General features: G+C 71.8%; 14 protein-coding genes and 1 pseudogene. 6 read left to right on the forward strand and 9 right to left on the reverse strand.

Annotated features, from left to right (window positions below):
- Window positions 1-6: 6 nt before the first annotated feature.
- From ACF1A1_RS16120 to ACF1A1_RS16140, 5 genes are all read right to left on the reverse strand, one after another.
- A complete protein-coding gene (locus tag ACF1A1_RS16120) occupies window positions 7-2,931 on the reverse strand; it encodes a glycoside hydrolase family 2 TIM barrel-domain containing protein (RefSeq protein ID WP_392000344.1) in 2,925 nt (974 codons plus the stop codon).
- Entirely contained in the window at window positions 2,928-3,764 is an 837-nt protein-coding gene (locus ACF1A1_RS16125; RefSeq protein WP_392000346.1) for a carbohydrate ABC transporter permease, read from the reverse strand. Before ACF1A1_RS16125 ends, ACF1A1_RS16120 begins: the two co-directional genes overlap by 4 nt.
- 15 nt (window positions 3,765-3,779) lie before the next feature.
- Window positions 3,780-4,742: a carbohydrate ABC transporter permease gene (locus ACF1A1_RS16130; protein ID WP_392000347.1), complete on the reverse strand. Its 963-nt coding sequence runs from the start codon at window positions 4,740-4,742 to the stop codon at window positions 3,780-3,782.
- Window positions 4,742-6,028 (reverse strand): extracellular solute-binding protein, encoded by a 1,287-nt coding sequence (locus tag ACF1A1_RS16135; protein ID WP_392000349.1) that lies wholly within the window; start codon window positions 6,026-6,028, stop codon window positions 4,742-4,744. Before ACF1A1_RS16135 ends, ACF1A1_RS16130 begins: the two co-directional genes overlap by 1 nt.
- Before the next feature lie 71 nt (window positions 6,029-6,099).
- Window positions 6,100-7,155: a carbohydrate kinase family protein gene (locus ACF1A1_RS16140; protein ID WP_392000351.1), complete on the reverse strand. Its 1,056-nt coding sequence runs from the start codon at window positions 7,153-7,155 to the stop codon at window positions 6,100-6,102.
- A gap of 151 nt (window positions 7,156-7,306) precedes the next feature.
- Here ACF1A1_RS16140 and ACF1A1_RS16145 point away from each other — a divergent pair, with 151 nt between their 5' ends.
- From ACF1A1_RS16145 to ACF1A1_RS16160, 4 genes and pseudogenes are all read left to right on the forward strand, one after another.
- Window positions 7,307-8,071, forward strand: coding sequence for a DeoR/GlpR family DNA-binding transcription regulator (locus ACF1A1_RS16145; RefSeq protein WP_392000352.1), 765 nt, complete (start codon window positions 7,307-7,309; stop codon window positions 8,069-8,071).
- On the forward strand, window positions 8,068-9,405 hold the full coding sequence (locus ACF1A1_RS16150; RefSeq protein WP_392000354.1) for a 6-phospho-beta-glucosidase: 1,338 nt from the start codon (window positions 8,068-8,070) through the stop codon (window positions 9,403-9,405). The genes ACF1A1_RS16145 and ACF1A1_RS16150 overlap by 4 nt, the downstream gene beginning before the upstream one ends.
- Before the next feature lie 35 nt (window positions 9,406-9,440).
- Complete coding sequence (locus tag ACF1A1_RS16155; RefSeq protein ID WP_392000355.1) at window positions 9,441-12,518, forward strand: alpha-mannosidase; 3,078 nt, start codon at window positions 9,441-9,443, stop codon at window positions 12,516-12,518.
- Window positions 12,519-12,555: 37 nt separating this feature from the next.
- Window positions 12,556-12,660: pseudogene (locus ACF1A1_RS16160) on the forward strand (hypothetical protein); the annotation flags it as partial.
- Window positions 12,661-13,189: 529 nt separating this feature from the next.
- Here ACF1A1_RS16160 and ACF1A1_RS16165 read toward each other — a convergent pair.
- Entirely contained in the window at window positions 13,190-14,341 is a 1,152-nt protein-coding gene (locus ACF1A1_RS16165) for an ATP-grasp domain-containing protein (protein WP_392000357.1), read from the reverse strand.
- A gap of 327 nt (window positions 14,342-14,668) precedes the next feature.
- Between ACF1A1_RS16165 and ACF1A1_RS16170 the strand changes: the two genes are divergently transcribed.
- Both ACF1A1_RS16170 and ACF1A1_RS16175 read left to right on the forward strand, forming a co-directional pair.
- Window positions 14,669-15,529 (forward strand): metallophosphoesterase family protein, encoded by an 861-nt coding sequence (locus tag ACF1A1_RS16170; RefSeq protein ID WP_392000359.1) that lies wholly within the window; start codon window positions 14,669-14,671, stop codon window positions 15,527-15,529.
- Window positions 15,526-16,215, forward strand: coding sequence for a 4'-phosphopantetheinyl transferase (locus ACF1A1_RS16175; protein WP_392000360.1), 690 nt, complete (start codon window positions 15,526-15,528; stop codon window positions 16,213-16,215). Before ACF1A1_RS16170 ends, ACF1A1_RS16175 begins: the two co-directional genes overlap by 4 nt.
- Before the next feature lie 278 nt (window positions 16,216-16,493).
- Here ACF1A1_RS16175 and ACF1A1_RS16180 read toward each other — a convergent pair whose 3' ends face one another.
- From ACF1A1_RS16180 to ACF1A1_RS16190, 3 genes are all read right to left on the reverse strand, one after another.
- Window positions 16,494-16,733 (reverse strand): hypothetical protein, encoded by a 240-nt coding sequence (locus ACF1A1_RS16180; RefSeq protein WP_392000362.1) that lies wholly within the window; start codon window positions 16,731-16,733, stop codon window positions 16,494-16,496.
- Between the two features lie 617 nt (window positions 16,734-17,350).
- The gene (locus ACF1A1_RS16185) at window positions 17,351-17,893 is read right to left on the reverse strand and encodes a toxin-antitoxin system, toxin component (protein ID WP_392000709.1); all 543 of its coding nucleotides are present in this window, start codon (window positions 17,891-17,893) and stop codon (window positions 17,351-17,353) included.
- 32 nt (window positions 17,894-17,925) lie between these two features.
- Window positions 17,926-18,576, reverse strand: coding sequence for a helix-turn-helix domain-containing protein (locus ACF1A1_RS16190; RefSeq protein ID WP_392000364.1), 651 nt, complete (start codon window positions 18,574-18,576; stop codon window positions 17,926-17,928).
- Window positions 18,577-18,700 lie beyond the last annotated feature (124 nt).

The raw sequence follows: 18,700 nt of genomic DNA on the forward strand, positions 1-18,700 counted from the left end.
GGGAGTTCACAGGACGCGCAGGGTCCAGCTCCAGCGGTGGACGCCCGGGGCGACGAGGTAGGAGGGGAAGGTGTCGGGGCCGCACGAGGCCGTGCCGAGGCCCCGGTGCGCCGCGTCGAGATGGACCACGCAACCGGGGCGCGGCACCAGCTCGTCGTGGTGGTCGGCGGCCGTCAGGTCCTCGGCGCGGTACCGCGTGACGCAGACCTGGCGCGGCTCGTCCAGCGTCACCGCGAGACCCGTGGCGTCCGGCGCGGACAGCGTGAACCGCCGCACACCGTGCCGGCCACCGCTCTCCTGCGGACGCAGATAGGGGGTGAACAACGCGTCGACGGGGACGCAGTGGTGCCCGACCGGCGCCCCCGCGCTGCGGTCGGGGTACGACTCCCAGGGCCCCTGCCCGAACCACTCCAGCAGGTCGAGCCCCGCGACCGTCTCGAAGACCGAGCCGACCCGCGCCACGTCGTCGAACTCGTCCGGCAGCCGCGCCTCCTCGTCGACGCGCAGCCCGCCCTCGACCGGCGTGAACACCTGCCGGTGCCGTACCACACCGGTCGCGCCCGTGTACCGCGCGACGACGGTCACCGACACGCCGTCCCGGCGCACGGAGACCGGCTCGCGCACCAGCGCGTCCAGCCCCCACGCCCGCCAGCGCACCGCCATCCCGCCCAGTTCGTCGTTGTCGGTGGGCGCCCGCCACAGCGACAGCGTCGGGGCGGCGGTCAGCAGCGGGTGGACGAGCAGCCCGTCGCCGTCGACCTCGACCCGCGCCGCCGCCACCGCCGGCTCCTCCCGCGCGGGCTCCGCCGCCCGCAACCGCAGCTGCGGCGCGCACACCGGCGTACCGCGCGGCGCCCACGGCAGATCCTCGGCCGTCGTCACCCGCAGCGTCAGCCACGCCTCACCGCCGTCCCGCGGCAGCTCGAACGGCAGCGGCACCACCGCCGTCCCACCCGGCCGCAGATCCGGCAGGTCGGCGGGCGCGGTGAGGGTGCCGCCGTCCGCGAGGGCCAGCTCCCACTCGGCCGCCAGCCACTCCAGGCCACGGAAGTGCTGGTGGTTGGAGAGGACCAGCCCCTCGTGCTCCCCGCGCTTCAGGCGCACCGGCGCCGCCAGCTCCCGGTGCTCGTCCATCACGGGCTTGGGCGTGCGGTCCGGGAGGACGACGCCGTCCGCGATGAACGCGCCGTCGTGGTACCGCTCCCCGAAGTCGCCGCCGTACGCCCAGCGGTGCCCGGGCGCGGCGACACCGTGGTCGTAGAGCCCGGCGCCCCCACGCCCGGCCGGTCTTCCGTCGTTCACACGCTGGAGGATCCCGTGGTCCCGGAACTCCCAGATGAACCCGCCCTGAAGACCCGGGGTGGCCTCGATGGCGGCCCAGTGGTCGGCCAGCGTGCCGTTGCTGTTGCCCATGGCGTGCGAGTACTCGCACTGGATGAGCGGCTTGGTCTGCCGCCCGGACAGCGCGTGCGCCAGGCAGTCCTCCAGGGGCGCGTACATCGGGCAGGCGATGTCCGAGGCAACGTCCGGATCCGCCCAGCCGCGTCTGGCCGCCCCCTCGTACTGGACCGGCCGCGTCGGGTCGTGCCGGCGCACCCAGCCGGCCGCCGCGTCGTGATGGGCGCCGTAGTCCGACTCGTTGCCCAGCGACCAGACGATGACGCACGGATGGTTCTTGTCCCGCAGCACCATCCGCGAGACCCGGTCCACGAACGCGTTGAGATAGCGCGGGTCGTCGGCGATCTCGTGGGCGTGGTCGTGGGACTCGATGTCCGCCTCGTCGACGACGTAGAAGCCGAGCTCGTCGGCGAGGTCGTACAGCGCCGGGTCGTTCGGGTAGTGCGCGGTGCGGATCGCGTTGAAGCCGAAACGCTTCAGCAGGACCAGGTCCGCCCGCATGTCGTCGTACGACACCGTGCGGCCGGTCAGCGGGTGGAAGTCGTGCCGGTTGACGCCCCGGAAGAAGACGCGCTCACCATTGACCAGCAGGTCCCGGCCGGCGATCTCCACGTCCCGGAAACCGACGCGCAGACGGGCGGTGTCGGTGACCGTCCCGTCGGCGCGGTGCAGACGCACGGTCAGCCCGTACAGCTCGGGCGTCTCGGCGGTCCATGCGCGCACCGCGGGGACGACCGTGCGCAGCCGGACCTCGCCCAGGAAGCCGGAGACCCGCCCGTCCTCCTGGTTGGCGCGGTCGAACGCGGTGTCCCGGGCGAGGAGCCGGCCGTCGAGCTCCCCGGTCACGTACCAGCCGGCGGGCAGCGCGCCCGAGGCGTCCCGCACCCGGCAGTCGACCCGCAGCTCCCCGTCCCGCCGCGCCCGCACGCCCACGTCGGCGAGATGCAGCGGACCGGTCGCGTACAGCAGCACCGAGCGGGTGATCCCGCCGTGCCACCACTGGTCCTGGTCCTCGATGTGCGAGGCGTCCGACCACTTGACGACCGTCAGCCGTACGACGGCCCGCTCCCCGGCGCGTACGCGCCCCGTCAGGTCGAACTCGGCGGCCAGGTGGGAGTCCTTCGACAGACCGACGGGCCGCCCGTCCACGTGCACCAGCAGCACGCTCTCGGCGGCCCCGACCTGGAGCACGATCCGGCGGCCGGCCCAGTCGGCGGGCACCTCCACCTCCCGCTCGTACACACCCGTCGGATTGGCGGCGGGCGACCCCGGAGGGAATTCCGTATACGGCATACGGATGTTCGTGTACTGCGGGAGGTCGTCCGTATCCTGCATGGTCCATGCGCCGGGCACGTACGACGACGACCACACCGCGCCCACCGGGGTGTCCGGCGCCGGCAGCAGCTGGAAACGCCACGGGCCGTCCAGCGACAGCGCCCCGCCCCTGCGGTCGACGGCGTTCATGGGCAGCCGCCCCCAGGAGGTCACCTCCGGTGCCTCCCAGGGGCGGAGCGCCAGCAGGGGGTCGGTCACTTGACGGCCCCCTTGGCGAGGTCCCCGATGATCTGGCGGGCGCCGATCGCGAACACGATCAGCAGCGGGACCAGGGCGAGGAGCGCGCCGGTCATGACCATCCCGTAGTCGGTGGTGCCGTGGGTGCCGTTGAGCTGGGACAGCGCCACCTGGAGGGTCACGTTGTCCGGGTTGGTGAGGGCGATCAGCGGCCAGGCGTAGTCGTTCCACTGGCCCATGAAGGTGAAGATGCCGAGGAAGGCCAGGCCCGGTCGGACGACCGGGAGGGCCACGTGCCAGTACTGGCGCAGGAAGTTCGCCCCGTCGATGCGGGAGGCGTCGAGGAGTTCGTCGGGGATCGCGCCCTTCATGTACTGGCGCATCCAGAAGATGCCGAAGGCGTTCGCGGCCGCCGGCACGATCAGCGCCGTCATGGAGCCGATCCAGCCGATCTTCGCCATGATGACGAACTGCGGGATCGCCGCGAGCTGCGCCGGGACCATGAAGATGAACATGAGCAGCACGAACAGCAAGCGCTTGCCGGGGAAGTCGAACTTCGCGAAGACGAAGGCCGCCAGCGAGTCGAAGAACAGGACGAGGAAGGTCACCGTCCCCGCGACCAGCAGCGAGTTCCCCATCGACCCGAAGAAGTCGATCGTGTCGAAGAGGCTGCGGACGTTCTCCGGGAAGTGCGAGCCCGGCAGCAGCTTCGGCGGGTAGGAGAAGATCTCCGACGAGGTGTGCGTCGACATGATCACGGCCCAGTAGAACGGGAAGGCCGAGAGCAGCAGTCCGAGGACCAGGACCGTGTGCAGGGCGATGCCCCGGCGCCGTGAACCCTTGATGGATGCCATGGTGGTCGGGCCTCCCTATTCTTCGCCCCGGCGCTGCACCAGGCGCCAGTTGATGATCGAGAAGAGGACGACGACGAGGAAGATGCCCCACGCCACGGCGGCGCCGTAGCCGAAGTCGTTGTTGTCGAAGGTCTGCTGGAAGAAGTAGAGGACCATCGTCCGGCCGGCGTGGTCCGGGCCGCCCGAGAACGTCGACTCGTTGGCGGTGTTCTGCAGCAGCACCTGCGGCTCGGAGAAGCTCTGCAGCCCGGTCACCGTCGAGACGACCAGCACGAACAGCAGCACCGGCCGCATCAACGGCAGCGTGACCCGGAAGAACGTCTGCACGGGGCCGGCACCGTCGATGCGCGCCGCCTCGTACAGCTCGCCCGGGATGGTCTGCAGGCCGGCGAGGAAGATGATCGCGTTGTAGCCGGTCCACTGCCAGGTCATCAGGGTGGCGATGGCGACCTTGATGCCCCACGGGGTGTTCAGCCATGCCACCTGGTCGAGGCCGACGGCCTGCAACAGGGCGTTCACCAGGCCGAAGTTGGTGGAGAACACCGAGCCGAAGACGATCGCGATCGCCACGACCGAGGTGACGTTCGGCAGGAAGTAGGCGAAGCGGTAGAGGTTTTTCAGGCGGACCGCCGAGTTGAGCATCACGGCCGTCACCATCGCCAGGAAGATCATCGGGAAGGTGGCCAGCGCCCAGATGACGATCGTCGTCCCGATCGACTGCCAGAAGTCGCTGTCGCTCAGCAGGTACTGGTACTGCGTCAGGCCCGCCCACTCCATCGTGCCGAGGCCGTCCCAGCGGTGGAAGGACAGATAGAGCGAGAAACCGACGGGGACCAGGCCGAAGGCGAGGAACAGCAGGTAGAACGGGGAGATCGCGGCGTACAGGTGCCAGTGCTTGCGCAGACCCGACCGGGGCCGTACGGCGGAGCTCTCCACCAGGGTCACCGGGGGCTTCTCCAGCGCGGGGACGGTGGCCATCAGAGACTCACCCCCAGGTGCTTCGCGATGCGCCGGCACTTGCTCATGGCGTCACTCCAGGCCTTGTCCGGGTCCTTGCCGAGGACGCCGACGTTCTTGATCTCGTCCTTGATGGGCTGCCCGAGCGCCACGTCGTACGGGCTGTTGTAGGCGACCGTGATCTTCTGCGCGGCGGGCCCGAAGACGTCCATCGTGACCTGGCCGCCGAAGAAGGGATCGGGCTCGCGCAGCTGCTTCATGCCGTAGGAGGCGGGGGTGGAGGGGAAGAGTCCCGCGTCGACGAAGCCCTGTGTCTGGTTGGCCGCGTCCAGCACCCAGGTGATGATCTCGAAGGCCTGCTCGGGCTCCCGGCAGGTCTTGGTGATCGACAGGAACGAGCCGCCGTTGTTGGAGGGCCGCACGGGCATGTCGGCCACCCGCCACCTGCCCGCGGTCTTCGGTACGCCGTTCTTGAGGTCGCCGGTGGCCCAGGAGGCGCCGAGCTGGCTGGGCAGCTTGCCGGCCTCGATGGCCGACTGCTGGTCCGGGGTGCCGTTGACGATGTCGGAGACGATCCCGCGCCGCTTGGCCTCCACGGCGAGCGCCCAGGCGTTGCGCACGTGCTCCCGGTCGCCGATGAAGTGGCGGTCCTTGTCGACGTACCGCTCGCTGCCCTGCTGCACCACGTGCTCGAAGACGGCGTTGACGTCGGTGAGCAGGTAGGTCCCCGGGATCCGCCGCTTCAGCCGCTCGCCCGCCGCGAAGAACTTCTCCCAGGTGTTCAGTTCGGCGGACACGTCGGCGGGTTCGTAGGGGAGGCCGGCCTTCCGGAAGACGGCGTACTGGTAGAAGTGCGCGACCGGGCCGCAGTCGATGGGGAAGCCGACCATCGTGCCGTCGTCGGCGATGCCCTGGTCCCACTTCCACGACAGGTACTTGCCGCGGTACTTCTCCGCGCCGAGCGTCCGCAGGTCGACGAACTGGCCGGCGTTGGGCAGGTAGGACGCCATGTCCTCGCCCTTGAGACCGGCGATGTCGGGGACGTGGGCGCGGCCGGCCATGGTGGTGATCAGTTTCGACCGGTAGTAGCCGCCGATCTGGATGGCCTGGAGGTCCACGGCGCTGTCGTAGCGGGCCTTGGCGTTCTTGACGACGGTGTCGCTCAGGCCGCCGCTCCAGTACCACAGGACCATGTTCCGGCCGGTGGAGCCGGCCGGAACGGCGCAGCCGGTCGCCAGGCCGCCGAGCGCCGTGGCGGCCGTACCGGCCAGGCCCGCGCGCAGCAGGCCTCTTCGTGAGAGCCGCACAGCTCCCACCGCCTTTCGGATCTGTTCGGGACTTCGCGTACGAGGGGCATGTGGGGAGTCGAGGGAGGAGGTCAGCCGTGCGGTGCGGGCGGGGTGACGGGGGCGTGGCGGACCGGGGGGCCGGGGTCGTCCGGCAGCCGGTCCGCCAGGAAGCCGTACGTCCGCCTCAGCTCCGGGTCGGTCAGGGAGCGCCACCAGCGGTCGACGCCGTACCAGCCGGGTGCCGCGAGCGCTCCGCCGTGGTGCCGCACGGACAGTCCGGCGGCGAGTACGGCGAACCGCAGCCGTTCCTCGAGCGGCCAGCCGCCGAGGGAGGCCGCGACGAAGCTCGCGCCGAAGACGTCGCCGGCGCCGGTCGCGTCGAGGACATCGATGTCAAGGGCGGGGACCTCCGCGTACTCGCCGGTGATCTGGTCGACGGCGAGCGCGCCGTCCCCGCCGCGGGTCACCACGGTGACCGGCACCAGCTCCGACAGCGTGCCGAGGGCCGCGACCGCGCTGTCGGTGCGGGTGTAGGCCATCGCCTCGGTCTCGTTGGGGAGGAAGGCGTGGCACAGGGCGAGCTGGTCGAGGAGGTCGCGGGACCACCGCCGGGTGGGGTCCCAGCCGACGTCGGCGTAGATCCGGGTGCCGTTCGCGGCCGCCTTGCCGATCCATGCGCGGGGTTCGGCCTCGAGGTGCACGAGGGCCGTACGCGCCTCGGGCGGGTCGCCCATCAGCGCGTCCTGCGAGTACGGCGGCTCCTGGCCGTGGGTGACGAGGGCCCGGTCGTGGACGGGCGTCCCCCCGCCCGGGTGAAGCCGGGGCTGGGGGAGGGCGAGGGCCACGGTGACGGGGGTGGGCCAGGCGTCCGCCACCCGGGAGAGCGTGAGGTCGACGCCCTCCTGGCCGGCGAGGACCTCCTGGCAGTGGGCGCCGTAGAAGTCGTCGCCGAAGACCGTGGCCAGCGAGGTCCGCAGGCCGAAACGGGAGGCGGCCACCGCCAGGTTGGCGATGCCGCCGGGGCCGCAGCCCATGCCGTCCGTCCAGATCTCCTCGCCCGGCGTGGGCGGCCTGTCCAGCCCCGTGAGGACGAGGTCGTAGAAGAGGAGCCCGGTGAGCAGCACGTCGGGCCGGTCGTCGTCCACGGGGCGTCCTCTCGTCAGGGCTCACGGCACGGGAGTTCGTCAGAACTCTTCATTTCGGTGACCGGAATCGTGCGCCCCTCCGCGAGTTTGGTCAATACCCGAGCAGAAGTGAGCATGGATTTGATTGAAGATGACGAGTAGTGTTCACGGCGTGCTGGCAGAACGACGACACCAACTCATCCTGCGCGCGCTGCGCTCCGGCGGCCCCGCCGCCGTGACCGATCTCTCGGAGCAGCTCGGCGTGAGCCCCGCCACGATCCGGCGTGACCTGGTCAGACTGGAGGAGGAGGGCCTGCTCACACGCGTCCACGGCGGCGCCGTCGTCGAGGAGGGCGACCAGCCCTTCGCCGAGGTCGCCGAGGTGCGCGTGGCGGAGAAGGACGCCATAGCGGCGCGCGCGGCGGCGATGATCGCGGACGGTCAGTCGGTGCTGCTCGACATCGGCACCACCGCCTACCGGCTCGCCCGCCAGCTCCACGGCCGCCGCCTCACCGTGATCACCAGCAACCTGGTGGTCTACGAGGAACTCGCCGACGACGAGGGCGTCGAACTGGTGCTGCTCGGCGGCATGGTCCGCCGCGAGTACCGCTCCCTGGTCGGCTTCCTCACCGAGGACAACCTGCGCCAGCTGCACGCCGACTGGCTCTTCCTCGGCACCAGCGGGGTGCGGCCCGGCGGGCAGGTGATGGACACGACGGTCGTCGAGGTGCCGGTCAAGCGCGCGATGATCAAGGCGAGCGACAGGGTCGTCCTGCTGGCGGACGCGGCGAAGTTCCCGGGTACGGGCATGGCGAGGGTCTGTGGTCCCGAGGACCTGGACGTGGTGGTGACCGACGCGCCGGTGGACACGGCGACCCGGTCCTCCCTGGAGGAGGCGGGCGTCGAGGTGGTCCTGGCAGGAAAGGTGCAAGCGTGAAGCTGACGATTCTGGGCGGCGGCGGGTTCCGGGTGCCGCTCGTGTACGGGGCGCTCCTGACGGACCGCGCCGAGGGGCGGGTCACCGAGGTCGTCCTGCACGATTTGGACGCCGGTCGACTGTATGCAGTCTCCCGTGTGCTGGCCGAACAGGCGGCGGGAGTCCCCGGCGCCCCCGAGGTGACGACCACCACCGACCTCGACGAGGCCCTGCGCGGCGCCGACTTCGTCTTCTCCGCGATCCGCGTCGGCGGCCTCCAGGGCCGTGCCGACGACGAACGGGTGGCCCTCGCGGAGGGCGTCCTCGGCCAGGAGACGGTCGGCGCGGGAGGCATCGCCTACGGTCTGCGGACGGTCCCGGTCGCCGTCGACATCGCGCGCCGCGTCGCCCGCCTCGCCCCCGACGCCTGGGTCATCAACTTCACCAACCCGGCCGGCCTCGTCACCGAGGCCATGTCCCGCCACCTCGGCGACCGCGTCATCGGCATCTGCGACTCGCCGGTCGGCCTCGGCCGCCGTATCGCCCGGGTGCTGGGCGCCAACCCGCGCGAGGCCTTCATCGACTACGTCGGCCTCAACCACCTCGGCTGGGTGCGCGGTCTGCGCGTGGCCGGCCGGGACGAACTGCCGCGGCTGCTCGCCGACCCCGACCTGCTCGGCTCCTTCGAGGAGGGCAAGCTCTTCGGCGTCGACTGGCTCCGGTCGCTCGGCGCGATCCCGAACGAGTACCTGCACTACTACTACTTCAACCGCGAGGCCGTCCACGCCTACCAGCAGGCCGAGAAGACCCGCGGCGCCTTCCTGCGCGACCAGCAGGCCCGTTTCTACGAGGAGATGCGCCACCCCGACGCGGCGGCCCTGACCGCCTGGGACCGCACGCGCGCCGAGCGCGAGGCCACCTACATGGCCGAGAACCGGGAGACGGCCGGCGCCGGCGAACGCGAGGCCGACGACCTCTCCGGCGGCTACGAGAAGGTGGCCCTCGCCCTGATGCGGGCCATCGCCCGCGACGAACGCACGACCCTGATCCTCAACGTCCGCAACAGAGGCACGCTCTCGGTGCTCGACACCGAGGCCGTCATCGAGGTCCCCTGCCTGGTCGACGCCAACGGCGCGCACCCGGTGGCCGTGGCCCCGCTGCCCGGCCACGCCACCGGCCTGGTCTGCTCGGTGAAGGCGGTCGAGCGGGAGGTGCTGGCCGCCGCCGAGTCCGGCTCCCGCGCCACCGCCGTGAAGGCCTTCGCGCTGCATCCGCTGGTCGACTCGGTCACCGTGGCCCGGCGGCTGGTCGAGGGTTACACCGCAGTGCATCCTGGCCTCGACTACCTTAAGTAAGCGCTTTCCCTCCGCTTCCTCCCTGGAGACCCCTCATGCACGACGAACGCCGCCGGATCGAGGAGCGCGTCGAGCGCGCCCACACCCAGCGCATCAAGCCCGCGATCTACGCGGCCACCGTTCCCTTCGAGGTCGAGGCCTGGCAGGCGCCGGGGGAGCCGGTCTCCTTCGAGGAGGCCGCGGCCGCGCGGTACGAGCCCTTCGCGATGGACACGCCGTGGGGCCCGCCCTGGGGCACCACCTGGTTCCGGATGCGCGGCCGGGTGCCCGCCGGGTGGGCCGGGAAGCGGGTCGAGGCGGTCATCGACCTCGGCTTCGTGGGCGACTGGCCGGGCAACCAGGCCGAGGCGCTGGTCCACCTGCCCGACGGCCGGCCGCTGAAGGCGGTCAACCCGCTCAACCAGTACGTGCCGGTCGGCAACCCGGCGAGCGGCGGGGAGCGGATCGACTACCTGGTCGAGGCGGCCTCGAACCCCGACATCCTCGCCAACGACTTCTCCGCGCCGACTCCGCTGGGCGATGTACGGACGGCAGGCGACCGTCCACTGTATACATTCCGCCGTGCCGACCTCGCCGTCCTCGACGAGGAGGTCTGGCACCTCGACCTGGACCTCCAGGTCCTGCGCGGGCTCATGGTCCACCTCGGCGAGCACGAGCCGCGCCGCCACGAGATCCTGCACGCCCTCGACCGGGCCATGGACGCCCTCGACCTGGACGACGTCTCCGGCAGCGCCCCCGCCGTCCGCGAGGTCCTCGCCCCCGTCCTGGCCAGGCCCGCCCACGCCAGCGCCCACACCATCTCCGGCGTCGGCCACGCCCACATTGACTCGGCCTGGCTGTGGCCCATCCGCGAGACCAAGCGCAAGACGTCCCGCACCTTCTCCAACGTCACCTCGCTCGCCGACGAGTACGACGACTTCATCTTCGCCTGCTCCCAGGCCCAGCAGTACGCATGGGTGCGCGACCACTACCCGCACGTGTGGGCGCGCATCCAGGAGTCGGTGAAGAAGGGCCAGTGGGCGCCGGTCGGCGGCATGTGGGTGGAGGCCGACGGCAACCTGCCCGGCGGCGAGGCCATCGCCCGCCAACTCGTCCACGGCAAGCGGTTCTTCATCGAGCACTTCGGCATCGAGACCAAGGGCGTCTGGCTGCCGGACTCCTTCGGCTACACCGCCGCCTACCCGCAGCTCGCCAGGCTCGCTGGCAACGAGTGGTTCCTCACCCAGAAGATCTCCTGGAACCAGACGAACAAGTTCCCCCACCACACCTTCTGGTGGGAGGGCATCGACGGCACCCGCATCTTCACCCACTTCCCGCCCATCGACACCTACAACGCCCGCTTCAGCGGGGAGGAGATGGACCGCGCGGTCCGCAACTACGCGGAGAAGGGCGCCGGCACGCGCTCCCTCGCGCCCTTCGGCTGGGGCGACGGCGGCGGCGGCCCCACCCGCGAGATCATGGAACGTGCGCGCCGGCTCGCCGACCTGGAGGGCTCGCCCAAGGTCGTCGTCGAGCACCCCGACGACTTCTTCGCCAAGGCCCGCGAGGAGTACCCGGACGCCCCGGTCTGGAACGGCGAGCTGTACCTGGAACTGCACCGCGCCACCTACACCTCCCAGGCCCGCACCAAGCAGGGCAACCGGCGCAGCGAGCACAGGCTGCGCGAGGCCGAGCTGTGGGCGACGACGGCGGCTCTGCACGCGCCGGGCTACGCGTACCCGTACGAGAAGCTGGACCGCCTGTGGAAGACGGTGCTGCTGCACCAGTTCCACGACATCCTGCCGGGGTCGTCGATCGCCTGGGTGCACCGTGAGGCGGAGGCCGAGTACGCGCGGGTGGCACAGGAGTTGGAGGCGTTGACGGCCGAGGCGGTCGCCGCGCTGGGCGGTGGCGGGCCGCGCGTGTTCAACACGAGCCCGTTCGACCGTGCCGAGGTGGTCCGTACGGCCGACGGTGCACCGGTGTACGTGGAAGTGCCCGCGAACGGCAGCGCGCCCCTCGCCGACGCCGGCGCCCACGCCGGCGCCGAGCCGCCGCAGCCGGTCACGGTCAGCGGTCGCGTCCTCGACAACGGTCTGGTGCGTATACAGGTGGCGGACGACGGCACACTGTCTTCTGTATACGATCTGCGGGCGGGTCGCGAAGTCCTCGCCGACCGCGGCAACCTGCTGCGCCTGCACACCGACCTCCCGAACTACTGGGACGCCTGGGACATCGACAAGCACTACAAGAACCGCTACACGGACCTGCTGGAGGCGCAGTCCGTGACCGTCGTCGAGGAGGACCCCCTCGTCGGCGCGATCCGTGTCACCCGCTCCTTCGGCAAGGGCTCGACGATCACCCAGACGATCACGCTCCGCGCGGGCAGCCCCCGGATCGACATCGAGACCGACATCGACTGGCACGAGACGGAGAAGATCCTCAAGGCGGCCTTCCCGGTGGACGTCCGCGCCCCGCACTCCTCCGCCGAGATCCAGTTCGGCCACGTCCAGCGCCCCACCCACACCAACACCAGCTGGGAGGCGGCCCGCTTCGAGGTCGCCGGCCACCGCTGGGTGCACGTCGGCGAACCCGGCTACGGCGTCGCCGTCATCAACGACTCGACGTACGGCCACGACGTCTCCCGCACGGTCCGCGAGGACGGCGGCACGACCACCACGGTCCGCCTCAGCCTGGTCCGCGCCCCGCGCATCCCGGACCCCGAGGCCGACCAGGGCCGCCACCGCTTCACCTACGCGCTCCTGCCCGGCGCGAGCATCGAGGACGCGGTCGCCGAGGGCTACTCCCTGAACCTCCCGCTGCGGGTGGCGAACGCGGCGGGCGCGCCCGGGCCGGTGGTCTCGGTGGCCGGCGAGGGCGTCACCGTGGAGGCGGTGAAGCTCGCCGACGACGCGTCGGGTGACGTGGTGGTGCGGCTCTACGAGTGCCGCGGCGGCCGCGCCCGGGGTGTCCTGCGCACCGGGTTCCCGCTCGCCGGCGCCCAGGTCACCGACCTGCTGGAGCGGCCGCTTGAGGACCCGGACGCAGACGTCGACGGTGACGGCGCGGTCGCCGTCACCCTGCGCCCCTTCCAGGTCCTGACGCTGCGGCTGAAGCGCGCCGAGGTGAGCTGACCCGTGCCCGTGCCACCCCTGGTTCACCGACGCCAAGCTGGGGATCTTCGTCCACTGGGGCAGCTACGCCGTCGACGGTGTCCAGGAGTCGTGGTCGTTCTCCGACGACGTGGTCCCCTACGACCGGTACAGGTCCCAGCTGTCGTCGGCGGCCTGCACGAGGCCGTCGGTGTGCCGTGGATCGATCCGCCCTGCGCGGCCGACCTGGACCCGCACGCCACGGTGCTCGCCGTGGAACTCGACGGCGAAGAGCTGTACCGGGGGTCGGGACGGCTGTGACGCGGGGCGGGCGACCGCCTCGTCCAGCCGCCCGGTGCAGCGAGGCGACCTCCGTCAGGAGGCCGAGACGCTTTCGGGCCGGTCGGTCGCTCCCCGTGACAGCGGCCGACCGACCCGATCCCCCGTTCCCCCGGAGATCCCCCGTCGATCTCCGTTTCCCCCGTTGGTCCCCTGGTGCATGTACCCCTCCCACGGAGGTCCCCCGTGATCCCCCGTTCTCCTCCGTGGGCCTTCGGTGTTACACCGTTAAGAGCACGCACCCCGGGGCCTGATACACCCCGGACGAAAAAAAGTCCCCCGGATCTTCCGTCCGGGGGACTTTCCTGCCGACAGGCTCGCAGAGCCAACGCCTGGGCCCGGAGTCCGTGGGCCGAGGCGACGCCTCGGCTCTCCTAGAGCGGCAACGCCTCGGCCGACGTGGCCGTCGCCGGGGCCTCGCTCCGGGCCTCGACGGAGTCGACCTGGGCGGGCACCGCCGGGAGCAACGTCTCCGTCTCCTCGACCCGCTGCTGCGGAAGCGACACCGGCCGCACCGGACGCAGCCCCGACACCACCGTGTAGTCCTGCCCGAGGAACGGCGGCACGATCTCCCCGGGGTCCTCGCCGAGCGCCAACTGCACGGCCGCCCAAGGGGCGTTGACCCCGCAGAGGGACAGCTGGTGCAGCCCGCCGGCCGGACGCGTGTTGACGTCCATCAGGACCGGCTGCCCGCCGAACATCCGGAACTGGATGTTGGACAGGTAGTGCAGCCCGAAGCGCTCGGCGATGTGCCGCGCCGGCTCCAGCCACTGCTCGTGGAGGCTGAAGCCCCGGCGGCGGCCGTTCTTGGTGCGGGCGATGGCGAGGCGCACCCGGTTGTCGGGGCCGGTGAGGCAGTCCACGGACACCTCGGGCTGCTCCAGGCGCGGCATCACCAGCCAGTCCACCGGCTCGTCGGCCTGCTTCAGCGCCTCCACGACCAGGTCGAGCTGGACGTACGGGCTCGGGAAGCCGTTGAGCTGCGTGAGGGAGAAGGGGGCGCGCGTGATCACCCGGAATCCGACGCCGCCCGCGCCGGACGCGGGCTTGAAGCACGCCTTGTGACCGCCGGCCTCCAACTCCTCGACGGCGGCGAGGAGTTCGTCGGCCGTCCGCACCCGCCACCACGGCGGCACGGGCACGCCGATCGCCTGGACGGCCTCGTAGGCGATCACCTTGTCGTGGAAGACGGCGACGGCCTCGGGCGTCGGCGCCAGCAGTGCCGTACCGACCGCCTCGAAGTCGGTGCGGTGCGCCACGATCGCCGCCTGGTGCAGCCGGGGCACGAACACGTCGATGCCCCGGCGCGCGCACTGGTCGAGCGCGTACTCCACGTACGCGGCCGGGGACAGGCCCTCGGGCTCCAGGACGGCGGTGTCGGCGGCGGCCAGCACGGGCGAGTCGGCGTCCCCGTGCGTGGCATGGATCTCGACGGCCCGATCGCTCGGATTTCGGCGGAGCTGATCCATGAAGAACACGTTCTCCGCGTACGTGCGGTTGAGCCAGACGCGTACGCGAGAGACCATGCAGGCCGCCTTTCACGGTTCGCGGGCAGGGCGAAGCAGGCCCGTGCCCGGGCAGGGTGGATGGAGGGACACCAAAGCGCCCCGTGCGAAGGGGCTTCAATGCGGAGGTGTTGGAGGGATCATACGGCTTCCCGGGGGCGCCGCGTGCAACGCGAGTGTTACGGATGTTCCGATCATGTTCACGTTGGCCGCGAGGTCGGGTAAGGAACGCCGGGTGGGCATGCCGGGCGAGGACGTTCTTGTTCCGCGCGCGTGAATGTGTTGTCGTGGTGCCGTCGGCGTGCCCGTCGGGGGCGCGCGTGGCCGAGCGGGAGCGGGGGAGCGGACGTGACGTCGACGGCCGGTGGTGCCGGGCAGCTGCTGGCCATCAGCGATCTGCACATCGGGTATCCCGAGAACCGTGCCCTGGTCGAGCGCATGGCCCCGGAGTCCGACGACGACTGGCTGCTCGTGGCCGGTGACGTCTCGGAGAGCGTGGCCGACATCGGCTGGACGCTGAAGACCCTCGCGAGCCGCTTCCGCAAGGTCGTCTGGGCCCCCGGCAACCACGAACTGTGGACCCATCCGAAGGACACCGTCACCCTCAGGGGGGTCGCCCGGTACGAGTACCTCGTCGAGGTGTGCCGCGAGCTGGGCGTGATCACCCCCGAGGATCCGTACCCGGTGTGGGAGGGCCCCGGTGGCCCGGTGGCGGTCGCCCCGTTGTTCCTGTTGTACGACTACTCGTTCCTGCCGGCCGGCTGCGCCACCAAGGAGGAGGGGCTGGCCTACGCGCACGGGACCGGGGTCGTGTGCAACGACGAGTACCTGCTGCACCCCGACCCCTATCCGACCCGGGAGGACTGGTGCCGGGCGCGGGTCGCGGAGACGGAGCGCCGGCTCGCCGCCCTCCCGGAGGACCTGCCGACGGTCCTCGTCAACCACTATCCGCTGGACCGGCACCCCACGGACGTCCTGTGGTACCCCGAGTTCGCCATGTGGTGCGGCACCCGGCTGACCGCCAACTGGCACCGCCGGTTCCGTGTCGCGGCCATGGTCTACGGCCATCTGCACATCCCGCGGACCACCTGGCACGAGGGTGTCCGCTTCGAGGAGGTGTCGGTGGGCTACCCCCGCGAGTGGCGCAAGCGCCCGCAGCCGCCGGGCCGGCTGCGCCGCATCCTGCCGATGGAGGACGAAGCCTCGTGATCGACGAGCTGCTGCCGGAGACGGTCGTCGCCGTGGAGGCCCACGGCGAGGAAGGGGTCCGCGAGTTCGGGGGCGGGCCGCTGTATCCGGAGGAGGAGGCGCTGCTGGCGCGGGCCGTCGCCAAGCGCCGGCGCGAGTTCACCGTCGTACGCGGCTGCGCGCGGCGCGCCATGGAGAAGCTCGGCGTGGCCCCGCAGCCCGTGCTGCCCGGTGAGCGGGGCGCCCCGCAGTGGCCGGCCGGGCTGACCGGCAGCATGACCCACTGCGACGGCTACGGCGCCGCGGCCCTGGTACGCGCCACCGACCTGGCGTCCCTCGGCATAGACGCCGAACCGCACCGGCCGTTGCCCGAGGGCGTGCAGTCCGCCATCGCTCTGCCGGCCGAGGAGGAGCGTCTGCGCGGTCTGGCCGCGGACCGGCCCGAGGTGCACTGGGACCGGCTGCTGTTCAGCGCCAAGGAGTCCGTCTACAAGGCATGGTTTCCCCTCACCCGTAAGTGGCTGGACTTCGCGGAGGCCGACATCGACATCGACCCCGGCCTCGCGGACGGGGCGCGGGGCACCTTCCGCGCCCGGCTCCTCGTGCCCGGCCCGGTGCTCGGCGGCCGCCGGCTCGATCACTTCGACGGCCGCTGGAGCGTGGAGCGCGGGCTGGTGGCCACGGCGATCACGGTCGCCCGGGCCTGAGCCGGACGGCGCCCCGCGCAGCGGTCCACGAGGCGGCCGGCCCCGGCCGCCACGCACACGGCCGGCCGTGCGCCTGCACTTCGGCCGCCGCGGAGACACGCGGCGACTCGCATGAGGTCGTCGCCTCCCCGCACGGCATGCCGCACCACCGTCCCGGAGGGACGGGCGTGCCCGACCTCCCGCCGCCCGGCGGGGGCGGCCGGGTCCGTGTGCCCCGCAGCCGTCCTCCGTTACGGCGTCGGAGGGGGCGCCGCCCCGTCCCCCCGTCCCCTCCTCCGTCAGCTCTCCGGGCACCAACTGTGCAGCAGGCGGAAGAACTCCTCCTCGTTCCCCGTCAGCCCCGCGGCCGCCAGCGCCTGTTCCGCCTCGGCCAGGACGGCGGGCGGAACCACGGACGGCAGCCGGTCGTGCGGCGGGGCGGAGGTGTCGTCGCCGAAGGCGGCTCGGACGGTGTGCAGCAGCCGAAGATAGGCCTGGACGGCGGTGCGCTCCCGGTCGGTCAGTACGGCAGTGGGCATCGGTCGGCTCTCCCCGCGTCGGCGTCGTCTCCCACGCGCCCTGACGGCGCGTACGCCACCATGCGGCGGCGCACCCCCCAGCTTGCCGTCCACCACTGACAATCCGGCTTCGCCCGGTGTCGGTTCGCCCGCTTAGCGGAGGCGAAACCTCGCCGGAATCCGCTGGGGAAAGCGGTCTCTGCGCTGGTGTGACGGGCTTTCGGCGACGGCCGACGGCCGGCGGCACGGTGACGGGAACAGGGTGACGGTTGGCGAGCGCTTGGTCGGTTGGCGAGCGGGTGGTCGACAGTCCCGCGGCGCCGCCCGGCGCGCGCCCCGCGGCTGCGCCGGGCGGACCACGGTGAACCGCGCGTGCGACGCCGCGTCGTGCACGGCTGCCGGCGCGCCTACCGCGGGGCGGGGAACAGTCCGGCGTACCGGCGAGGGCTCCGAAGGGCGGAAAGAGGTGGGGAGTTGCGGGAGTTGCGGGAGGTGCACGAAGGCAGTGCGACCTGGCTTCCGACTGAAGCCCCCGAGGGTCCATGCCCCCCGGCACTTGGGCGGGCTGCCCGACCCGCAGACCCCGCAAGACCCCGAGGGCCCAGCACCCCCGGGCACTTGGGCGTGTCGCCCGACCCTCAGACCCCGCCCCGGTCCCGCCGCCCCAGATATCCCAGCGACGCCTCGATCCGCCCCGCCAGATGGTCCCGCCTGCCGCGCCCTCGTCCCGAGGAACCCGCCAGCCACGCACGGCACTTGCTGGCCAGTAACAGGCCGAAGCGCTCCGCGTCGCGTTCGTCGGCCTGGTCGAAGCGGGTGCGTGCGGCGACCTTGTGGACCGTCGCCTGGAGGTCCGCACCGTCCTGGAGTAAGCGGGCCGCGACGGCGGCGCCCGCGACGTGGTGGCTGCAGTGGCCCGCCTTCATGTGCCACAGCTCGTGGCCGAGGATCACCAGCTGGTGGTCGGGCGCGGTGCGTTCCTCGATGACGACGAGGTCCTGGTCGGCCATGTCGAGCCACAGTCCGCTGGCGGTGCCGGGCGGGAAGGCGGCCGTGCGGAAGTGGACGGGGCGGCCGCGGCGTCTGCTCATGCCGTCGCACAGGGCGGTGTACAGGTCGGCCGGCGCGGCGGGGGCCGGGAGGGTCAGCTCCGCGACCAGTTCGTCGCACAGGCGGCGCATGTCCTTGGCGATGCCCACAGTTCTCCCCCGGATCACGACTCGGGCCGCTTCACGCTCTCCAGGAGCATGTCCAGCCACTCGGCGACCTTGTCCCGGTGCTGGTCGGTGGGCAGCTGTGCGGCCCGCCAGGCGATTCCGCGTACGCCGTGGTCCTGCAGCAGCCGCTCCAGCGGGTCCTCGGCGGCCGCGGCCGCCTCCCGGGCGGCGAGCTTCTGCAACAGTTCCTGCTCGATGTGCTGCAGGGCGCCCGCGAGTGCCTCCGGGTCCTCGGCGGTGAGGAAGCCGGCGTGGACGCGGAAGAAGCGCTGGAGGGCGTCGCAGTGCTCCATCGTGGGGCGCCGGTCGCCGTTGATGAGGGCGCCCGCCTGCTGCCGTGACATGCCGGCGCCGTCGGCGATCTCCTGCTGGGTGTACTTGCGGCCGTTGGGCTTGAGCCGGGTGCGGCGCAGGAGGTCCAGGCGTTGCAGGAAGCGGGCCTGCACATCCGGCTCGCCGGCGGGCCGGCCACTCAGCAGGGCCTTGACCACGGACTCCGGGACGCCGCAGGCGACGGAGAGCCGTCCGGTGTCGAAGACCTCCGCGTGCGGCACGCCGAGCCGGTCGGCGAGAGCGGTGACGCGGGTGACGACGGCCGACAGCAGCACCGTCGCCGTGGCGCCCGGAACCTCGAAGCCATCCGTCACCGACAGGTCTCCTACGTCTCTCACGACCCTCTCACAGGCACACGGGATCGCCGTGAACTGACCGGAGAGTAGCGGGTCTTTCGAACTCACATCCAGGTCTCGCCACAACTGTGGCCAATTTCAG

The sequence above is a fragment of the Streptomyces sp. NPDC014995 genome (genome assembly GCF_043080745.1).
Taxonomy (GTDB): domain Bacteria; phylum Actinomycetota; class Actinomycetes; order Streptomycetales; family Streptomycetaceae; genus Streptomyces.

Excerpts from the sequence above, each read along its gene's own strand:
- ACF1A1_RS16125 (WP_392000346.1), bottom strand. The coding sequence starts at position 3,764 with ATGGCATCCATCAAGGGTTCACGGCGCCGGGGCATCGCCCTGCACACG.
- ACF1A1_RS16130 (WP_392000347.1), bottom strand. The coding sequence starts at position 4,742 with ATGGCCACCGTCCCCGCGCTGGAGAAGCCCCCGGTGACCCTGGTGGAG.
- ACF1A1_RS16155 (WP_392000355.1), top strand. The coding sequence starts at position 9,441 with ATGCACGACGAACGCCGCCGGATCGAGGAGCGCGTCGAGCGCGCCCAC.
- ACF1A1_RS16165 (WP_392000357.1), bottom strand. The coding sequence starts at position 14,341 with ATGGTCTCTCGCGTACGCGTCTGGCTCAACCGCACGTACGCGGAGAAC.
- ACF1A1_RS16180 (WP_392000362.1), bottom strand. The coding sequence starts at position 16,733 with ATGCCCACTGCCGTACTGACCGACCGGGAGCGCACCGCCGTCCAGGCC.
- ACF1A1_RS16185 (WP_392000709.1), bottom strand. The coding sequence starts at position 17,893 with ATGCGCCGCCTGTGCGACGAACTGGTCGCGGAGCTGACCCTCCCGGCC.